The sequence below is a fragment of the Massilimicrobiota sp. An142 genome, assembly GCF_002160725.1.
GTDB classification, from domain to species: Bacteria; Bacillota_I; Bacilli_A; order Erysipelotrichales; family Coprobacillaceae; genus Allocoprobacillus; species Allocoprobacillus merdigallinarum.
This window is the reverse complement of the sequence record NZ_NFLD01000041.1, coordinates 1-20,752: the sequence shown is the minus strand read 5'-3', so window position 1 is coordinate 20,752 and position 20,752 is coordinate 1. Positions and strand designations below refer to the sequence as shown.

The 20,752-nt window shown below is 30.3% G+C and carries 23 protein-coding genes and 1 rRNA gene; 5 read left to right on the top strand and 19 right to left on the bottom strand.

Annotated features, from left to right (window positions below):
* Positions 1-367: 367 nt before the first annotated feature.
* The 4 genes from B5E87_RS13340 to B5E87_RS13325 form a co-directional block, all read right to left on the bottom strand.
* A complete protein-coding gene (locus B5E87_RS13340) occupies positions 368-1,057 on the bottom strand; it encodes a DUF3784 domain-containing protein (protein ID WP_087245643.1) in 690 nt (229 codons plus the stop codon).
* A gap of 38 nt (positions 1,058-1,095) precedes the next feature.
* A complete protein-coding gene (locus tag B5E87_RS15115) occupies positions 1,096-1,251 on the bottom strand; it encodes a hypothetical protein (RefSeq protein WP_158095624.1) in 156 nt (51 codons plus the stop codon).
* 122 nt (positions 1,252-1,373) lie between these two features.
* Positions 1,374-2,015, bottom strand: coding sequence for a DUF3887 domain-containing protein (locus B5E87_RS13330; protein WP_158093968.1), 642 nt, complete (start codon positions 2,013-2,015; stop codon positions 1,374-1,376).
* Positions 2,008-2,355, bottom strand: a complete 348-nt coding sequence (locus tag B5E87_RS13325; RefSeq protein WP_087245637.1) for a PadR family transcriptional regulator — start codon at positions 2,353-2,355, stop codon at positions 2,008-2,010. The genes B5E87_RS13330 and B5E87_RS13325 overlap by 8 nt, the downstream gene beginning before the upstream one ends.
* 121 nt (positions 2,356-2,476) lie before the next feature.
* On the opposite strand from B5E87_RS13325, the gene B5E87_RS13320 reads away from it, so the two are divergent.
* Positions 2,477-3,115 (top strand): DUF2371 domain-containing protein, encoded by a 639-nt coding sequence (locus B5E87_RS13320; RefSeq protein WP_087245635.1) that lies wholly within the window; start codon positions 2,477-2,479, stop codon positions 3,113-3,115.
* A 28-nt stretch (positions 3,116-3,143) separates the two neighbouring features.
* Here B5E87_RS13320 and B5E87_RS13315 read toward each other — a convergent pair whose 3' ends face one another.
* The 11 genes from B5E87_RS13315 to B5E87_RS15730 form a co-directional block, all read right to left on the bottom strand.
* On the bottom strand, positions 3,144-4,226 hold the full coding sequence (locus B5E87_RS13315) for a metallophosphoesterase (protein ID WP_241147187.1): 1,083 nt from the start codon (positions 4,224-4,226) through the stop codon (positions 3,144-3,146).
* 50 nt (positions 4,227-4,276) lie between these two features.
* Positions 4,277-5,725 (bottom strand): methyltransferase domain-containing protein, encoded by a 1,449-nt coding sequence (locus B5E87_RS13310; protein ID WP_087245631.1) that lies wholly within the window; start codon positions 5,723-5,725, stop codon positions 4,277-4,279.
* 43 nt (positions 5,726-5,768) lie between these two features.
* The gene (locus B5E87_RS13305) at positions 5,769-6,629 is read right to left on the bottom strand and encodes a hypothetical protein (RefSeq protein ID WP_241147186.1); all 861 of its coding nucleotides are present in this window, start codon (positions 6,627-6,629) and stop codon (positions 5,769-5,771) included.
* 14 nt (positions 6,630-6,643) lie between these two features.
* Positions 6,644-7,297: a sporulation protein YunB gene (locus tag B5E87_RS13300; protein ID WP_087245627.1), complete on the bottom strand. Its 654-nt coding sequence runs from the start codon at positions 7,295-7,297 to the stop codon at positions 6,644-6,646.
* Positions 7,298-7,348: 51 nt separating this feature from the next.
* Positions 7,349-7,885, bottom strand: coding sequence for a 5-formyltetrahydrofolate cyclo-ligase (locus B5E87_RS13295; protein ID WP_087245625.1), 537 nt, complete (start codon positions 7,883-7,885; stop codon positions 7,349-7,351).
* Positions 7,878-9,284 carry a Fe-S cluster assembly protein SufB gene (gene sufB, locus B5E87_RS13290; protein WP_087245623.1) on the bottom strand — a complete coding sequence of 469 codons (1,407 nt, stop codon included), beginning with the start codon at positions 9,282-9,284 and terminating at the stop codon, positions 7,878-7,880. The genes B5E87_RS13295 and sufB overlap by 8 nt, the downstream gene beginning before the upstream one ends.
* Positions 9,285-9,287: 3 nt before the next feature.
* Positions 9,288-9,725: a Fe-S cluster assembly sulfur transfer protein SufU gene (gene sufU / locus B5E87_RS13285; RefSeq protein ID WP_087245621.1), complete on the bottom strand. Its 438-nt coding sequence runs from the start codon at positions 9,723-9,725 to the stop codon at positions 9,288-9,290.
* Positions 9,709-10,938, bottom strand: coding sequence for an aminotransferase class V-fold PLP-dependent enzyme (locus B5E87_RS13280; protein WP_087245619.1), 1,230 nt, complete (start codon positions 10,936-10,938; stop codon positions 9,709-9,711). Before B5E87_RS13280 ends, sufU begins: the two co-directional genes overlap by 17 nt.
* A gap of 1 nt (position 10,939) precedes the next feature.
* Positions 10,940-11,866, bottom strand: a complete 927-nt coding sequence (locus tag B5E87_RS13275; RefSeq protein ID WP_087245617.1) for a SufB/SufD family protein — start codon at positions 11,864-11,866, stop codon at positions 10,940-10,942.
* A 4-nt stretch (positions 11,867-11,870) separates the two neighbouring features.
* Positions 11,871-12,674, bottom strand: coding sequence for a Fe-S cluster assembly ATPase SufC (sufC, locus tag B5E87_RS13270; protein WP_087245615.1), 804 nt, complete (start codon positions 12,672-12,674; stop codon positions 11,871-11,873).
* A gap of 142 nt (positions 12,675-12,816) precedes the next feature.
* Positions 12,817-12,894, bottom strand: coding sequence for a YjcZ family sporulation protein (locus tag B5E87_RS15730; RefSeq protein ID WP_081652836.1), 78 nt, complete (start codon positions 12,892-12,894; stop codon positions 12,817-12,819).
* A 224-nt stretch (positions 12,895-13,118) separates the two neighbouring features.
* Between B5E87_RS15730 and B5E87_RS13260 the strand changes: the two genes are divergently transcribed.
* From B5E87_RS13260 to B5E87_RS13245, 4 genes are all read left to right on the top strand, one after another.
* A complete protein-coding gene (locus B5E87_RS13260) occupies positions 13,119-14,096 on the top strand; it encodes a peptidylprolyl isomerase (protein ID WP_087245611.1) in 978 nt (325 codons plus the stop codon).
* Positions 14,096-14,953, top strand: a complete 858-nt coding sequence (locus B5E87_RS13255; protein ID WP_087245609.1) for a peptidylprolyl isomerase — start codon at positions 14,096-14,098, stop codon at positions 14,951-14,953. Before B5E87_RS13260 ends, B5E87_RS13255 begins: the two co-directional genes overlap by 1 nt.
* 53 nt (positions 14,954-15,006) lie before the next feature.
* Positions 15,007-15,411, top strand: a complete 405-nt coding sequence (locus B5E87_RS13250; protein ID WP_087245607.1) for an HIT family protein — start codon at positions 15,007-15,009, stop codon at positions 15,409-15,411.
* A 73-nt stretch (positions 15,412-15,484) separates the two neighbouring features.
* Positions 15,485-16,516, top strand: a complete 1,032-nt coding sequence (locus tag B5E87_RS13245; protein WP_087245605.1) for a glycosyltransferase family 4 protein — start codon at positions 15,485-15,487, stop codon at positions 16,514-16,516.
* 24 nt (positions 16,517-16,540) lie between these two features.
* Here B5E87_RS13245 and B5E87_RS13240 read toward each other — a convergent pair whose 3' ends face one another.
* From B5E87_RS13240 to rrf, 4 genes are all read right to left on the bottom strand, one after another.
* Positions 16,541-17,488: a 3'-5' exoribonuclease YhaM family protein gene (locus B5E87_RS13240; RefSeq protein WP_087245603.1), complete on the bottom strand. Its 948-nt coding sequence runs from the start codon at positions 17,486-17,488 to the stop codon at positions 16,541-16,543.
* The gene (locus B5E87_RS13235; protein ID WP_087245601.1) at positions 17,481-19,466 is read right to left on the bottom strand and encodes a glycosyltransferase; all 1,986 of its coding nucleotides are present in this window, start codon (positions 19,464-19,466) and stop codon (positions 17,481-17,483) included. The genes B5E87_RS13240 and B5E87_RS13235 overlap by 8 nt, the downstream gene beginning before the upstream one ends.
* Before the next feature lie 4 nt (positions 19,467-19,470).
* Entirely contained in the window at positions 19,471-20,493 is a 1,023-nt protein-coding gene (locus tag B5E87_RS13230; protein WP_087245645.1) for a lysylphosphatidylglycerol synthase transmembrane domain-containing protein, read from the bottom strand.
* A gap of 171 nt (positions 20,494-20,664) precedes the next feature.
* Positions 20,665-20,752: ribosomal RNA gene (gene rrf, locus B5E87_RS15725) — 5S ribosomal RNA — on the bottom strand; the annotation flags it as partial.

Here is a 20,752-nt window from a genome sequence, read left to right as displayed (position 1 = left end):
ATTCTTTGGTTTCATTCAATGCATCTTCTATTGTAAATCCCATCATCTCACCTACTTTCTTTTATTATACTCTTCTTTTGTGCAATATGCACAAAAATCAATCATCATATTTAGATTCTTAGACCCTTTTCTTTTACATAAAAAATCATATAATAAAAGTGTAAAAAATGATCTATTATCAAAGGAGGGTCTTTTCATGAATGTTTCTTATAATTATTTCTTATTAGCTCACAATTATGAAATTTGTCCTTCTTGGATAAAATGTGAGCATTACTTCAATTGTGCTAGTTTTTCAAAATTATTCCCTTTTTCAAAATTTCATCTATTTAACTAGCCAAAAAAGCAACGTGAAATAACGTTGCTTTTTTTATGAACTTAATTGATTATAAATATTTTGAGTCTGTTTTTCATTTTCTCCACTTACAACAAAAATTTCATTTTCTGTATAAATAATAACATAGTGTGAACTATGCGTGTATGCATAAAGATGATAATTCCCAAATTCATCATTATAATATCTACCCGCTTCAACAACTGCATTATTGATACCATTTTTCTTACGACCAATATCAAAATCATTACAATATTCTACTTTTAAAATATCATCATAATCAATTTTTGATGATGATACAAAAGTTCCTGATAATTGAACACAGTCATCATTATATTCTATATCAATATCCCCTATAAACATAACACCCATAATAAAAGCTCCCAAAATAACAGTAATCAATACCCCTATTCCTATAGACATTTTCGTTTTCTTTTGATTACGCTCTACACTGGCATACTCACTGCCAATAAAAATAATCGCCATTCCAACAATAAAAGTTCCTATCATTATATATAGTCCTATATCTTTTAGCATAAACAAAGAAAACAAGCCACAAGTCATAACAAGAAAACCTAATCCTACAATACGACATAATTTCTTTTCATTATACTTTGCTTTTTCTTTTTCACTAGCAGTGTTATAACCAGCAATCAAAAACGATCCTTTTCCCATTAATAATAAGATGGATATTATTAAAAATATGATAGATATCACAAGTCCCATTCTATCGCCTCCTAAAAGATACCATGATTATACTTCAATTAAGCATAAAGCATGATTCCAACACCCGCTATTATGCCAATAACCATGAATATTTCACCCAACACAAATAAACGTAATAAACGAGCTAAAAGATTCATCAAACAACCCAAACCACACATCAACATGCCTACTCCCATTGTCTTTGAATATGACATCAGATTCTCTTGTTTTATTTTTCTTTTATGATAACTATGAACCAACGAAACATTTCCTTTAAAGTGTGCATATGCAAAAACAAAGCATGTGATTGACATTAACAGATAACTTATATTCTCCATCATTTCATATATAACCCCATTAATTCATAATTTTCATTAAAAGTTATTGTGTATGTTACACTACGCTGTTCATATAATGCAACAACTTCTCCCACAACACAAATATCATTGTTTTGTTTAATTTCTGTATATCTCTGACTTGTTATACGTTGATAATCTCCCAAATCTCCTAACGATAAAATTGATTCCTTGAGAAGACTTTCTGACATGGATTCTTTCATTTTTTCATCACAATTTTCAAGTATAGCTTGTATGTCAAGATGTGATATATCTAAAATTGTTTCTTCCATATGCTGTTCAACTGTTTTTTGATCAAATAATCCAGATGTTCCTAATGTCTGATACTCAGGAATAAGAGAACGTACCAATAAATAGACACCTAAAATCAATACAGCGACAACACCCATAATAATGCCAATTATTTTTTTATAAGAACGACGTGTTTTCACACCCATGTTTTCATTAAATTCATGAGCCAATTCTTTTGGTGTCCCCATTCTTTGAATGATTTCTTCAAATGATTCACCATTTTTTAATGCCATTTCAATGTCATTTTCTAAATCCAATTTAATTTTTTTCTTTTGTTGTTGAGAACAATTTAATAATCTGATAACTTTTTTTATATATTTTTCTTTATTCATATTCATTCTCCTCTAATATCTCATTAACAACCATTGAAAAATTCTTCCATAATTGTTTCAATGCTTTGAGCTGTTCTTTCCCTTTATCTGTCAAGCAATAATATTTACGTGATAATTCTTTATTTTGTGGTGGCGTCCATTGACTTTCAACCAATTCATCATCCTCTAAACGATATAAAATAGGATAGAGTGTTCCTTCTTTCATTTCAAACATACCATGACTTTTTTCTTTCATATACATAATCATCTGATAGCCATACATCCTTTCTTGTGAAAGAAGCTGTAAAACCAAAATTTCTAAAATTCCTTTTTTTAATTGTCTTTCATATCTTTCATTCATTCAATCAGCTCTTTTCTATTTAGTATTACTAAATATATTTTAATACATAATTAACTATCATACAATATAAAGTTAATATAAAAGTCATAGAAAATGTTCATACTATACACAGGTGATAAAAATGGTAAAAAAATTTACATTTGATGATGAAGATGATGACTTTGCATACGATAATGATTTAAAAGAGCAAAACAATGATTATCATGATGATCTTAATAGTGATCTTCATAATGATTTTGATGAACATCTTCATGACACTTCTCATGAAGATCCAAAAGAAACTGAATATATCAACTCTCATTCAACACAAAATAAACCTGTTTCTAAAAAACAAAAACCAAGAACCAAAGTTAAGAAAAAAACGAAAAAGAAAACTAAACATCATACAAAAGTCATTAAAGAAAAAAAGAAACATTCGTTTCTTTCAAAATTCTTTTTATTCCTATTTATTATCGTTATTATAATAGCATTATGTCTTGCTGGTTATGTTGGCTATCAATATTATATGAAACAACAAAATGAAATCGAACAATTACAACAACAGATTCAAGAACAATCTTCACAAAATCAACAACCTTCACAAGACCAGCAATCTCAACAAGATATTCAAAATCAAGATCAGGAAGAGAATTCTCAAGAAGACAATCAGGTTCCAGAAGATACCACACCATCTCAAGATCCTGTACAAGAAGAAACTGATGACACCACTCAAGATATACCTAATGAAGATCATTCATCAACACAAAATACAGCACCATAAAAACCTGTTATCCAAGGATAGCTGGTTTTTATGATTGACTTTGAATATTTATAATCAGATACTCTGATTGAGAGCCTGTACGCAACGGATATCCCCATCCTGCAATACCTGAAGATACAACAACTTGCATGTGTGATAATTGACGATAGCCATAATTCATTTCACCAAATCCAAGCCATTCACTCAAGATGCCAACAGGAAACATTTGTCCACCATGTGTATGACCTGAAACTTGTAAATCAATTTGTAATTGATTGTTTGTATCCAGTTCCACAGGCTGATGATCCATCAACAACAAAAAATCATCCGAGGAAACATTCTGTAATAAGTCTGAAGTTGAAACACGCTGATGACTACGATCATCTCGTCCAATCAATGTGATTTCATCCTGAATACGGATACTATCATCACATAATATATGGATATTATTTTGTTCAATTGTCTGTTTTAATATTTCAGGCGTAAAAGCAGGTTGACTTGCATATAATGCCTGATCATGATTTCCATAAACATAATAAATACCGTATTGATTTTGAATGGTTGATAAAGCCTGGAAAGTTTGCTGCATTTGCTGCAAAGTTGTTCGTTCATCAACAATATCTCCACCTAATAAGACAAAATCAGGATTTTCTTTTGAAATGTCATTACAATATTGTATTAATTCATTTTTATTCATAGTATTAGGAAAATGCAAATCACTTATATATGCAACCTTATAATTTTGTGAAAGCTGTTTTTGTGTTTCAATCGTATATTGAACAGCATGAACATCTTTCATATTTATATATCCATACCCTAATAATATGCATACACATAACAGCGGAATGAGTCCTAAACGATAAATAGAATCAAGTATATGATTACTTTTCTTTTTATGTATCAACCACATGATCATATCAGTTAATAATGAAAAAGCAAATAAATGCAAAACAATAACTGCCCAAAAGCTAAAAAAGTTACGTGCTGGATAAACAAAAAGAACAGCTATCAAAAAACAAATGATAGATATAAAAATATTCTTTTGTGGATAAAAAAAGGAAATGATTCTTTGAAAATAAAAAGCAAAATAAATAACAACAGGAATCAAAAGCAATGAAAGTAAAGCAAACATGAACGACACACCTCCAAACTAGAAAAATGGAAAATAACCTACATTGTAGGTTATTTTAACTGCATAATAAAGAAATAAAACATATTTTTTCCTCGAGGAATTTCATAATGTTCGACAAGCGTTAAATATCCCTCTTGAAGTCTTAAATTCTTTCTAACTAAGGAAATTTCACTTGTGTAAAGAAAAACATATCCTTTAGGTTTAACTAAACGATGAATACGCTCAAAGAAGCGATCATAAAGTTCCTGCAGTTGCTGATAATCATTCATTTGTGGTAATGTTGGCATATCTGTAATGATCTCATCAAACATTTCATTATTCACAAAACGTAATGCATCCTTATGCACAAAATAGATATTCTGTCCAGCAGCTTTGCTGTTCTTTCTGGCAGCTTCAATACCTTTACCAAAAACATCAATTCCCATCGCAAACTTTGCAGGAACGACATAATTTCTTTCTATCAATAATGTCCCACATCCAACAAATGGATCTAAAACTTTTCCATGGTCTTTCATATATGGTTTTGCAAGTTGAACAAGTGTTGCAGCAATATAAGGCTGCATAGAATTAGAAATGATTTCTCGACGATATTCAAAACGAGAACTTTTCAAATGTGTCAAACGCAAATAAGCATTAACCTTATCTTTTTTCATTTCTTTTAAAACAATTTCAATATCATAACCATCTGTTGTATTCAACAAGCGTTGTGGATATAGTTCAAATATAGCTTGTGAAACTTTTTTAATAAGAGTTGGATGTTTTTCTCTTGTTTCGTCAGCCACTCTAAAATAAAAAATAGACTGATCATCATAAAGTTTATCTAAAATATCTTCCAAATGACATCGTTGAAAACCAGCCATAATGCTTTCTAAATCAATATTTAATCCAGTAGCACCAGACAAAGGAATCAACATATCACGATATGTTCTAATATTTAATAAATCATATAATGAATCACTACGAACCAATACACCTTGTGTAACAGGTTTGTATTTTAAATGCAACACAGATTCAAATAAGACAAACTGATAGTATGGCAATGATGTTAATACCACATCAACAGGTTCATGTTTTAATTTAATAATTTTACGTTTATGTACCTGATTTTTTAAAATCAGGGGATTTAATATCTTTAATTGGGCTTGAATATGTTTTGTCATTTCAGAAGCATGAATAAGCTTATTTTGAATCTCTTTGAGTCTGTTCATATAGCTACGACAATTATGACAAGATATACCTGCTAAATAAGCTTCTTTGACATATTCTGTTTTTTCTTTATCGTAAGCATCTAATAATATATCAACCGTATCATCATACTTTCCTAATAATATGGCGCTATTTTTTCGAATCTTAGGATCTTCATGAGATAAGAATTCAATTAATGTCTGTTTGAATTGCTGATCTTTTTGAAGCAAAGAATCACATTGTTCTAATGATTTCAAACGAATCAATGACTCTCTTATATGTTCATTCTTTTTTATACTATTTATCAAATCCATACATACAACCCTCTCAATTAACTGTGCAATATTATACCATATTTTAACGATTTATCCAACTTATTTTGGGTAGAGTCACATAAAAAGATAAAATATGAAAAATTTGATAGTACATTTCTCGCTCCTGTTTCATCTGTTGATAAAAAAATGATGTCATTTTTTCATCAAGGTTTCCACAAAGCAGACAGTGAAAAAAGTGAGATGGATATAACATTCTGGCATAAAAATAAATAATTTCATAAACATCAAAATAATGCGATTCTAACAGTTGCTGGAGCTGTGAAAACGTCAACATCTGACTTTTCATTAAACAGGCAAGATGTCGCATACGGGTTGAAAAAATATATGAACATGGATTGATCAGTTCATAAATATATTGAAAACCTGGTTGTGATAATGATAAAGATACTGGCAAAGTCGCCTGATTATCAATCTGTAATAAATAATTAAGAATATTAATACTATTCTCAGCTAATCCACAATAATAATAGATTAATGATAAAATATCCTGGTCATGTTTAAAACTATAAGCATAATCTTTTGCCTTTTCTCTAGCCTGGTCTATTTTACAGATCCATTGTTCTTTAATTTGTTGAACCTTCATTTTAGGAAATGGATAAACCATCATCGTTTGTTGAATATATCGTTCTATTGATAATGGTTCTTTATGATAAAGCAACAACACATAGTTTTGAGTCAAAAGTTCCTGATAAATATTTTTAACTATATCATAACCTTGTATACCACACTGATGCATTAAATAGCGATAATAATGATATCGATTTAAAAATTCATGAGGATCTGGAATATAGGATAAATAATAAAGTTGTTTCTCTATATAAAAGTAGCCCGTTGAATGAAGTTGACAATCCATATGATAATACATCTTTAAAAAATCTTGCATAAACATTCTTCTTTCTATGATGAATAAACCAAAGGAACTTGTCCTTGAAAAATCTCTAATAAAATGGGAATAGAAATAACTTGTGTATGATATTGTTCAAAGAACGGATAAACCATCGCAATATTCATTCTAATTTCAATGGATAATTCTATCATGACATGATTCACACCATAATTTTCAATGTTTTTAACTATTGAACTTCCTACACTGGAAAGATGTTTATAATTGACAGGTATGCTAGGCAGTAAGAAAAAAGATGGTAAATGAAATAATGTATTCAATGATATAGAAGCTATAATTCCAGTCTGACTTACTTCTTCCACCCTTTTTTGATATGCACTTTCATCCTTTGCCTGATAACTTCCATCCTCAATTTGAGCATATGTTTTTTCAATATCTAAAACGATTTGTGATGCTAACTGATTAACTTTAATCATATCAAAATCTATCAATTCAATTTCATTATTTTCATTTCTTTCAATAATAACCAAATCATCATATTGTTTTTGATCAGTCATATAACAATGCGAAATAATAAGCTGATTGAAACGTTCAATTTCCATCTTTCCATAATCTTTTAATAAAGGAATAAGCTGAATATAAATGATTCCTAAAGTCACTGTTAAAAAGATACATATACAAGTGGCAATGATTATCCATTTTTTCATCATATTTCACCAAAATATTATATGTTTCTAAAAATAAAAAATGTCATATGACTATGACACTTCATGAATAATTTCATTTAATGGCTGATCAAATTCATCATAATCAATATGATCAACATATTGAAAAGAATAAGCCAAACCTATCTTATAACCTTGAAAATTTTTTTGAAAATAACGATCATAATAACCTTTTCCATATCCAACACGATAGTTATCTTGATCGTAAGCAAGTAATGGAACAAGCATGCAATCAATCTCTTGTGGGCATATTTTAACACAATTGACTGGTTCTAAGACATGAAAACATCCTTCCTGTAAATCATTGAAAGAATGGATTTCATAAAATTCCATTTCATTTCCAATAACTTTAGGAACACAAATTCGTTTTTCAGTCAAAAGTTTTTCAATCATGTTAAAGGTATCAACTTCACCTGGTAAAGATACATAACAACCAATGATTTTCGCTTCTTGAATGCGAGGATGGGATAATACTTTTGACAAGATATTTTGATTATATAAAGAAAACGTCTTTGGCGATAAAGCCTGACGTTTTTCTTTCATGATAGAACGCAACTTTTGTTTATCCAATGCTGTTTTCTCCCATATCTAATTTAATGAGCTGATTTAACTCTACAGCATATTCCATTGGTAATTCTCTAGAGAATGGTTCAATAAATCCCATGACAATCATTTCTGTAGCCTGTTCTTTTGTCAATCCACGACTCATTAAATAGAAAAGCTGATCTTCTGAAACTTTTGATACTGTTGCTTCATGTTCAATAATGGATTCGTTATTCATCATCATATTTGTTGGAACAGTATCACTCGTTGATTTGTCATCTAAAATTAAAGTATCACATTCAACCTTACTTTTAGCATTTGTCGCATTCTTTTGATGTCTCACTAATCCACGATAATTAACTTTTCCACCATTGCGTGAAATTGATTTAGAAATAATCTGACTTGATGTATTTGGTGCCAAATGAATCATTTTAGCACCTGAATCTAAAATCTGATGACTATCAGCCACAGCAATTGTAATACATGTTCCTTTAGCCCCTTCACCAGCGAGTATACAAGTTGGATATTTCATAGTCACAGCTGAACCAATATTTCCATCAACCCATTCCATTGAGCCATTTTTAGCGACTTTAGCTCGTTGTGTGACTAAATTATAAATATTTTTAGACCAGTTTTGAATCGTTGTATAACGACATTTTGCTCCTTCTAAAACAACAATCTCAACAACTCCTGCATGTAAGGAATCTTTAGAATAAGATGGTGCTGTACATCCTTCTACATAATGGATATCTGAACCTTTATCTACTATAATCAAAGTTCTTTCAAACTGAGCCATTCTTTCACTATTAATTCTAAAATATGACTGTAAAGGCTTATCAAGTTTAACTCCTGGTGGAACATATATAAATGAACCTCCAGACCATACAGCTCCATTCAAAGCAGAAAACTTGTTATCATTATAAGGAATGACAGTATCAAAATATTTCTTAAAGATTTCAGGATATTCTCTTAATCCACTATCAATATCTAAGAAAATAACACCTTTTTCTTTAACTTCTTCTAACATATTATGATAAACAACTTCTGATTCATATTGTGCTGAAGCCCCAGCTAGAAACTTTTGTTCAGCTTCTGGAATTCCTAATTTATTAAATGTATTTTTGATTGTTTCTGGAACCTCATCCCACTTATCTGATAAATGATCACTTGGTCGATTATAATATGTATATTCATCAAAATTCATCTGACTCAAGTCAACACCCCATGTTGGCATTGGTTTTTCCAAGAAACATTTTAAAGATTTTAAACGATATTCTAACATCCACTCTGGTTCATTTTTTATAGCAGAAATTTCTCTGACAATATCTTCATTTAAACCTTTAGGTGTTTTAAAAACAGAAACATCTTCATCTTTAAAATCATAATCAGTATTCGTTATAGGAATATCAATATCTATTGTTGCCATGATTTATTCCTCACTTTCTTTCATTAATGCAATAAGACCACTCCATCCAAGTGTAGCACATTTAATACGATTCGCCTGTTTATGTGTATTTTGAAAAGCAATAGCCTCCTCCAAAATATCAGGATCATAATCCTTTTCATAAATCATATTCATATAATTATCAATAATTTTTTGTGCTTCATCTTTGGTTTTTCCTTTAACCAATTCACTCATAATAGAAGTCGAAGACGTACAGATGGCACATGCTTCTCCATCATAACGAACATCTTCAATCTTATCACCATCAAACTTCACCTGAATATCTAAATTATCAATACAGGTTTCTGAATTCATATTAATTTTATGGTAAGAATCATCATCAACAAGGCCACGATTACGTGGGTGTTCATAATGATCCATAATAATTTCTCTCAATAATTGAGGATCATTTAAAGAATGCATCTAAAAAGTCATCTCCTTTTTTACATACTTCAATAAAAGCATCTATCTCTTCTTTGGTATTATAAAAATAAAATGAAGCGCGTAAAGTTGTTGAAACTTTTAAAAATTCATCTAAGATTTTAGCACAATGCTGTCCAGCCCTTATAGCAATTCCATAACTGTTAAATAAACTGGCTGCATCTTGTGAAAAGACACCCTTAATATTAAAAGCTATAGCGCCCTGTGAATCTGGATTATAAATATCAACATTATCTAATTGTTGCATTTTTTCAATGCAATATTTTCTCAGTTCCAATTCATAACGATGAATATTATCCATGCCAATACCCATCAAATATTGAATAGCTGCGCCTAAACCAATAGCCCCTTCAATATGAGGTGTTCCAGCTTCAAAACGATATGGAGGATTTTTTAATGTCACAACACCACAACTATTATAACGTGAATTTGATCCTCCACCTAATCGTGTTGGTTGCATATTTTTTAAAAGCTCATATTTACCATATAGCACCCCAATACCTGTGGGTCCACACATTTTATGTCCTGAAAATGCTAAAAAATCAATATCCGTTTTTTGTACATCTGTCACCTGATGGGGAACACTTTGAGCTCCATCCACGACTACAACAATACCGCGTTCATGGGCGAAATCACATATTTCCTGCATCGGTGCCTGATATCCCAATACATTTGTAACTTGAGCTACTGCAATGACTTTCGTTTTATCAGTCACAGCCTTTTTCACATTTTCTAAAGTTAATCGCCCTGTTTCATCCAAATCAATATAATGCACAACAGCACCCGTTATACGAGCTACATCAAACCATGGTAAAGTATTAGAAGCATGTTCAGCAACTGTGATTAAAATTTCATCGTCTTGTTGAAGATGAGTCAATCCATAACCATATGCAACCATATTCAATGAATCCGTGGAACCTGAAGTAAAAACAATTTCTTCTTTTCTTTTTGCATTGATAAATTGTTGAACAATTTCTCGACTTTTTTCATAGTGCTCATCTACCTCGTGAGATAGATCATAATCACCACGATGGGCGTTACCAGAATAATTTGTTAAATAATCGCAGACACTATCAATGACAATCTGTGGTTTTAATGTTGTTGCGCCATTGTCTAGATAAATCAATGGATGTCCTTGCATCGTTTTTCCATTTAACATAGGAAAATCTTTTCTTACCTGATATACATCAAACATCTCAGGCACCTACCTTTGATAAAGACTGTTCAAAATGTTTTTTAATCATGTCATTATCAATAACCTCTACAACAGGCATTAAATAACCATAAGTAATCAATTGCATGGCCTGTTTTTTTGTTAAACCTCTACTTTGTAAGTAATAAAGATGTTCTTCATCCATTTTTCCTACTGCTGCTGCATGAGAAGCCTGAACATCATAATCATCAATATACAGATAAGGATTTGCACATGCATAGCAAGATTCATCAAACATCATAATTTTATTTGTCTGATGTGCAGAAGACCCATGTTGTCCTTTGGTAATCGTTCCAATACCATCAATAACCAATCGTCCTTTATCTTTCACAACACCATAATTATCCATCTGACCATAAGTCATAGGTTGATTATGTTGAATTAAAATTTCATAATGTTTATTTTCCTGATTCTTAGAAAGAATTGCCGTTCTGACTTTTGCGTTGGCTTCTGGTCCATCTAAATAAAAATGATAGCGACCTTCAAATGCATCATCTAACAGTTCTGAATAACCATACTGACAGTTAGCATATGCCTGTAAATAAACATCTTCCAGACTCTTGGCAGACTCTGATAAATTTTCACTGAAAGCATGAACAGTAGCTCCTTCATCCAGTTTCATTGTTTTATGTAACGTACAATTTGATGAAAGAACTCTGATTTCAATCAGATTCACCTGACAATAAGCCTGAAAATGGATATCAATATGTAAATCTTCATCTCCTGCATAAATCATATAAAAAGTGAGTGGCTTTTTATTTTGAAACATTAAAACACCATCTTGAAACAATACATCTTGAGGCAAGCGGGTTTCAATAGATGATTGTGATGAAAGAATCATATAGTAAGATAGCTGATCTTGCTGAAGATCAATAATGGGCTTAATCTTTGATAATAATTGTGCTTGCATTCTTTTATTGTCCTTTTTTACCACAAGCTTCTAAAATAATAGGTTGTCTTTCGTTTTGTTCGATATCATAACCTAATTCTTTTACCCATTCATATCCTTCTTGATCAATCTTTTCAACCAATTCATATCCACCACTCATAACGATTTGTCCTTGAACAAGAACGTGAACATGTGTTGGTTTTACCAATTCAAACATTCTTTCATAATGAGAAACCATAATACATCCAAACTCATCACTACGCATTGAATTGATAGCTCCAGCAACGACTCTTAAAGCATCAACATCTAAACCAGAATCTATTTCATCTAACAATGCAAAACGTGGCTGTAAAAGCTTCATTTGCAAAATTTCATTACGTTTCTTTTCTCCACCTGAAAATCCTTCATTTAAATAACGATGAGCTAAGTTTTCATCCATTCCTAATTCTTCAATGTTTTTATCTAATGTTCTAATAAATTTAAATAAAGATATTGGTTCATCTCTTCTAGCATTTATCGCTGCTCTTAAAAAATCAGAATTTGTTATACCAGGGATTTCCTGAGGATACTGCATTCCTAAAAACAATCCAGCTCTAGCACGTTCATCAACACTCATAGCTAAAACATCCTGTCCATCAAGTGTGATTTTTCCTTGTGTTACCGTATATTTAGGATGCCCCATAATAGTAGAAAGTAAAGTTGACTTTCCATTTCCATTTGGTCCCATAATCGCATGAACTTCACCAGTGTTTATTTCTAGATTTAATCCTTTCAGGATTTCTTTTTCTCCTACTTCAACATGTAAATTTTCTATTTTTAAAGTCGACATAAAATCGCCCCTTTCGAAGATATATTTTACGTAAAATGCCTGTTCAGTCAAGCAATACGATAATTAAATTTATTATATCCCATTTTTGAAAAAAACTTTCTAAAAAAAGACAGCAGATTGATTTTGCTGTCTTATCACTGCGTTAGCAGATTCCACAAATAATAACCAATAAAATAAATAAAACTAAAATGAGTGTAAAAGACCCTTGATGTGCTAACATATCCATTCCCCCTTTATATTGATTAAAAATAAGATGATTAATAAAATAAATAAAGCTATCATAATCTCACTATGAAAACAATTCGAATTTTCTACCATCATGATTCCTCCTATACACACTATATATTATGGTAAAATCATCGTAAATTTTGTGTTCTTGCCTACAAAAGTTGAAAAAATCTAAAGATTGTGTATAATAATATTGTTTATACTAAGGAGGTTCTTATGAAACAAAAAAAGCTTATAAGTTTGACACTTGCAAGCATTCTATTACTCAGTGGTTGTAGTTCAAAAACAGTCCAGAAAGATGGTAAAGATGTTGTTGCTTCAATTGATGATGTCAGTCTTCTAGCTGATGATTTATATCAGGATTTAGCTTCATCTACTCAAGGTAAGCAAGCTTTATTTTCGTATGTATTAGACCAGCTTATTCGTAATAATTTTCCAGCCAACGATGACATGGAAGAAAATGCTGATGAAATTGTTGAAAACATTGAAACAAACTATCAAAATCAATATGGAGATAGCGCTGAAGAAGAATTACAAAGCGCTTTAGAAGCATCAGGTGTAGAAGATTTAGATGAATATAGAGATTCTTTGATTCAATCTTTACAATATGCAGAATTCTTGAAAGATTATATTAATGATCATTTTGATGAAGTCTTTGAAGATTATTATCAACAAGCTTCTCCTCGTATGGTTCATATCATTAAAGTATCTATGAGCGATCCAGAAAATCCAACTAATGAAGAAAATGATAAATTAAAAGAAGTTCAGTCTTTATTAAAAACAAATAAAAGTTTTGAAGATATCGCCTATGATTATTCTGATGATGAAAATACAAAAAGCGCAAAAGGAAGTCTTGGTATTATTGATGCAAATACGGATTTATCAAGTACCTATGGTGAAGAAGTGCAGACTGCTGCCAGAACACTAAAAGAAGGAGAAGTCAGTGAAGCTATTCAGGGATCAGATGGAGTTTATTTTGTAAAATGTACAAGTACAGATCAAGAATCAATTAAAAAAGAATTAAAAACTGTTGATGTTGATTCACCATTATTAACTTATGATGATTATATGGTTTATCTTGCTTTTAACACTTATGAAATCAATTACCATGATGATACAATTAAACAGACTATTCAAGATATCGTTGATGAGAATTTGGATATTCGCAATGATTTAAGAAAGGAGAACTCATAATGAAAAAACTAATCATGTTGTTATTATGCGGTAGTTTATTGTATGGTTGTTCTTCTTCAAGTTATAGTGTTCAAGTTTCTGATGCTCAAGATTCACTTATGAGTGGAAGTCAATTAGATATTACAAAACAAGATTATTTTGAATATTTATTAGATAATTATGGTGCTCAAGAAATTGTCACAACTATTCTTGATAATATTGCTGATAAAGAAATTACTGATCAAGAAGAAATTGATAAACTCGTGCAACAAAGAGAAGATGAATATGCACAATATGCTGATGGGGATTTAGAAAAATATGCTCAAAATCTTGGTTATGAATCAAAAGAAGATTATTTAAATGAATCTTTGATTCCTGAAGTTAAACAAGAATTATTACGTCAAAAATATATTGAAGAACATTTAGATGATTTAATTGCAGAATATCAGGTTTGCAGCATGAAAAAAATTGTTGTAGAAAAAGAATCTGAAGCGCTAGAAATCATTGAAAAATCAACTGATGAAAAAGCTTTTGATCAATTATTAGAAGATTATGGCAGTGATGGTGAAGATGCAGGCGTTGTCACAAAAAATTCTTCTTTAGACGATAATTTAAAAGATAAATTATCTGATCTTAATAAAGTAGAAAAAGATGGTGTTTACAGTCAAGCTATTAAATTAAGTGATGATAATTATGCTGTTGTTTATCTATATGATACTGCTCATAAAAATACGGATGGCATCGTTTCAGCACTTGCTAGTGATGGAGAGGTTCAAGAAAAAGCCGAAGGAGCTTATTTAAAGAAATATCATTTTGAAGTTCACGATGATTTATTAAAAAAAGAAATTAAAGAGATTTCTGATAATTATTTGGAATAAGGCTTTTCCTTATTCCTTTTTTATTGTAAAATGAAATATAGGAGGTATGAAAAATGGATAACTGTATTTTTTGTAAGATTGCCAATCATGAAATTCCTGGTAAAATTATCTATGAAGATGATATTTGTATGGCTTTCCTTGATTTAAGCCAAACAACTGATGGACATACACTTGTTATTCCTAAAAATCATTATGCTCACATTTTAGAAGTTGACAGCCAAACTTTAGCACATATGATGGAAGTTGTTCAAAAGGTCGCATTACAGCTTCAAAATCAGCTTCATGCAAAAGGTTTTAATATAATAACAAATATGAATGAAGTTGCAGGTCAAACTGTACATCATTTTCATATTCATATTATTCCACGTTACAATCGCGATGATGGTTTTCAAGCTCACTATCAAGATCGCAGCCAAGATGTGAATTTAGATGATATTTATCAAAAAATAACAAAATAAGAGAAACAAGAGTTTGATAACTCTTGTTTTGTGTTTTTATATTGAGTAGAAAATTATCAAAAAGGAGAAGATTATGCATAAAATAAGAATTAATATGTTATCGAATGCTGATAAGGTTCGTGGTCAAGGTGTGGGGAGTGCTTATCTTGAACAAGTTGCTTTAGTTAAAAACGAGTTAAGTGATTATTTTGATGTTGTGATTAATGATTCCAAACCTGCCGATATTATCCATTGTCATACAATTTTACCTCAGTATCTCATGAAAATGAAAAGAAACAAAGGTATTAATGTTGCTTATGTTCATTTCTTACCAGATACATTAGATGGAAGTATCCAATTACCTCATTCAGCTTTAACAGTATTCAAAAAATACATTACTCATTTTTATAATACTGCTGATTATCTGATTGTTGTTAATCCTATCTTTATAAAGGATTTGGTACGTTTTGGAATTGATGAACATAAAATTAAATATATTCCTAATTTTGTATCTAAAGAAACTTTCTATAAACAGGAAAAAGAACATATTCAACAAACGAGATCTCAATATCATATTGATGAAAATGCTTTTGTTGTATTAGGAGTTGGACAAGTTCAAACACGAAAAGGTGTCAAAGATTTTATTGAAGTTGCTAAAAAATTACCTGATATAACTTTCGTTTGGGCCGGTGGATTTTCTTTTGGAAAAATTACTGATGGTTATGAAGAACTCAAGGAAATATATGAAAACCCACCTCATAATGTTCATTTTATCGGTATCGTCCCTCGTGAATCAATGAATGACATCTATAATATGGCTGATATACTATTTATGCCCTCATATAACGAACTTTTTCCAATGTCTATCCTAGAAGCTATTAATAGTCAAAAACCGCTTCTATTAAGAGATTTGGAGCTTTATCAAGATATTTTATTTCAAAAATATCTTGTTGCTGATGACAACGAAGGATTTATCAAAAATATTTTAAAACTGAAAAATGATCCTCAGTTCTATTCTCAATATCAAAACTATTCATATGAAATCAGTCAATATTATTCTAAAGAACATGTTAAAGAAATGTGGAAAGAATTTTATCTCGATATTGCTAAAAAAAAGAATTTATAAGTGATTAAACTTATAAATTCTTTTTTATTCATACATTTTTGGTTTATAAATCGTTCTATTCTCTAATGAAAAAATACGCTTCGAAGTTTCTCCAGATTCCAATGTATCTAAGGCTTTATTAAACATATTCATTCTGGCATCCATATTATCAATCATATGCAACATTTCTGCTTCTCTAATTTGTGGAAGTACTGGTGAACCATACTCATTTTTTCCATGATGAGATAAGATCATATGTTGTAATAATGTGACTTCTTCACCTTCAATATGAAGCTCCTGCGCCGCAGCATAAACCATGGATTGCGCAATAGAGATATGTCCTAACATCTGTCCTTCAAATGTATAGCTTGGAACAACTGGTCCACTTAATTCAACTGTTTTTCCAATGTCATGAAGCAAAATACCAGAATATAACAAATCAGCATTTAATTCAGGATAAACATTCATTAAAGCATCAGCTACTCTTAACATAGACAATGTGTGAAAAGCTAAACCAGATACAAATTCGTGATGATTTTTACTGGCAGCAGGATAAACTTTAAGTTTTTCAAAATTATTTTCAAAAAGATGTTTCGTTAAAACATATAATTTTGTATTAGAAATACGCTGAATATATTGTTTTAATTCTTTCATCATCATTTCACTATCCATTGGTGCCTTAACCAAAAACTGAATTTGTTGTGAACGTTGATATGAAACATCATCAATAGATATAAGCTTCATTTGACGATCATCGCTATATTTAATAATATCACCTTTTGCTCTTACAACAGCACCTGTTTTTAAAGATTCAATATGTTCCTGACTGGCATTCCATAACTTGGCATCAATTGTCCCAGTATCATCTTGAAAAACAATACTCAAGTAATTACTTTTATGAGCACCATTTGTTTTTCCTAAAGTGACATGTGAAATCATTGCTGTAAATTCCACATTATCGTCACCACATTTCATATCTTTAATTTTAATCATTTGTGTCCTCCCATAATTGTTGAATAATTTCCATAACATCATCATATTCATAGCCTTTTTGAACTAAAAAAGTAATAATTTTACTTTTAAGAATATGAGATTGATATCTATTTTTATAACGATTATATACACGATAATATTCTTTTGTCAGTAAATTCATAGTATGTTCTTTAGGTATTGAAAAATCAAAATTTTCAATGGCTCTTTCCACTACATCTTGTGAAAAACCTTTATTAAACAATTTATTTCTAATATTTTGTATTAATGCGTATTGTGGTCTTGTGGTATTTTCATTATAAAGTTTTTGTACCAACTCCACAGCTTTATCATATTCCAAATCTTGGGAATATTCTTCCAAATACTCATCAATGATAAATGGTGAAACACCTTCTTTTTTGAGATGATAAATAATTTTGTTCATTCCCATTCCCAATCGTTTTGCCTTTTGAAAATAGTTCCTAGTGTATTCAGCATCATCAATAAGATTTTTTTGCATCAATAAATCCATTGTCATCTCTACTTGAATATCATCAAAATCTCCTTTATCCATAAGTTTCTTTTGCATTTTCGCATAAGTATAATCTTTATATGTTAAATACTTTAATGCCAATTTATAAGCTTTAGAAACTTGTTCCTGATCTTTTAAAGCATCTAGTTCTTCTCTATCTACAACTTGTCCAACAGATAAGCCATAACGTTCAATAACCTGTCCAGATAGACTCAATAGAATTTGATGATGATCAAATTGAAATGCAACAGTGTATAGATGATTATTTTCAGGAGTAATAGAAACAACCTTATAACAATAATGATGTTTTGCTAATGCCTGTTCATATGTACGTAGAATATGCTGATAAAAATTCTCACTACTATATTTTTGTGCATCGTTTCTCGCACAAGTAGAAAGTTGTGTTAAATCAGAATGATACATATGAATAATTTTCTCAACTAAATCTTGTTGGTCTTTAAAGAAATAACCATTATGACCGTCGACAATAACACCATCCAGATTTTTGTCATATCTTGCTAAAACAGGTAACCCACTAGCCATAGCCTCAATAAAAGTCAGCCCCTGTGTTTCCGTTAGTGATGCCGAAACAAATAATTGTGCTGCATGATAAAACGAAGGGACATACTCACTCTCTTTTGGTCCTGTAAAGAATATATGAGTTTCTAATCCTTTTTGATGAACCAAAGTTTTTAAATCTTCAAGTTGTGGCCCTCCACCAACAATCATCAGGCATATCTTATCTTCTTTTTTCACAATATCAGACATTGCATCTATTAAAATTTCAATACTTTTCTCAGGAGCAATTCTACCTAAAAAAATAACAGTAAACTTATCCTGTAAATGATATTCCTGTAAAATCTGATCCACTAAACCTTGATTTTTATTTTCTAATGCAAATGCCTCTAGTTCCAAACCAGTTGGAATCACATGAATAGAATTAGAAATACCATATTTTCTCAATGCATCAGCTGTCTTTTGTGAAGGTACAATAAGCTCAGAACAGCTATTTCCATATATCTTAGAAATTTTTTCAATAATTTTTTTAGTCGCCTGATCGACAGCTTTTAAATTCCCAGGCGTAATATAATGAGAATAATCAGCCCACATTGTATGATAGGTATAACAAACTGGAATGTTTAAAATTTCACCAGCTATCTTTCCAAAAATACCTATCCCAAATTCTGTCTGAATATGAATAATATCAGGCTGGAATTCTTTCAATTCTTTCATACCTTTAAAAGAATAGATATTAGATGCACGATAACCATATAATTTTTTTAAATCAATACCAGGCAAACGTAATACTCCATCATCCTCATCAATATAATCACTATTATGAGGTAATATAGTTGTCACAACTAAAACATGATGCCCATGTTTTTTTAATTCTTTTTTTAGAATATGTGTAGATGTCGCTACACCATTAATATCGGGTAAATAAGTATCACTAAATAAAGCTATATTCATAAAATTACTCCAATCTCGTTCGATTTATTTCTTTATCAAGAGAAAAAACTAATGCTCCTATAATAAGTCCCATATAATATGACATAAAGCGCCATAAGAACATAGAAGAAGACACACCTACTGGTCCTAAAAAACTAAATAGTAAAAGATAAACACCTTCACTACCACCACTTGATCCAGGAATAGGTAAAAATGCATTAATTAAATATATGCATGAACAAAGTCCAATAAAATCAAAAAAATCATAAAATGATACATCTAAATTTAATGCCTTTGCACTAAAAAAAGGCATACTGTAAATAATAGTTAACTTAATAACATTACAAATACAAGAACGTATTAAAACTGGTTTATTACGTTGTAAAAGTCCTAATTGATTACGAAAATCAGATAAATATGTTTTAACTTTAAAACATGTCGATTCATAATCTTTAATGATACGAATTTTAGTTAAAAATTTAAGAATAGTATGTGTTAGAAAATTCTGTAAAGTTTTAGATTTAGCACCACCAAACAAAGCCACAATCACAACAAAATTAATTAAGAATCCTAGCACAACCAAACTAAATATAGCAGGACGTTCTATAAAATACTGATATTTAAATATTAACACAATACCCGTATAAATAACAAGTACACTCTGATAACAAATAAAACACATCAATAAAATACTTGCAGAATACGTAGGGGCAATCCCTTGTTTATTAAAAATATACACTTGAGCAAATTGTCCACCACTTGCAAATGGTGTTATTCCATTAAAAAAAGTTCCACTAATAGCATTTATAAAAGATTGTTTATAAGTATAATCCTTTTTATAAAATCTACCAAAATATAACAATGAAAAAGCATCGAAAATATAATATAAAAACATGACAATAGCCATTGCTATAATCCAAGAAATCTTAGCATGTGCAAAAGCATCAACAACTTGTTTCCATTGATTTCCTATAGATAAATAAATAACTGTTCCACCAATCAGAAGAATAACAGCAATATTTAAAAGATATTTTTTCTTTCCTTTCATCATAGGCACTCATAATAATTGTAAACAATTATTAAATCCTCCCTTCTTAATCAATCTAAAACAATATTATATCAAAGAATAAAGGATATCTTTCCTATAATCATTTTACTACAAAAGGAAAGATAAGTGAATAAAAAAAGGGAGGGAATAGAATGACTATTCCCTCACATGGACTGGCAGCGTGCTATTTTCGCAGTTGCCTACTATCTTCGCCGCTGTGATGCTTAACTTCTGTGTTCGGCATGGGTACAGGTGTTTC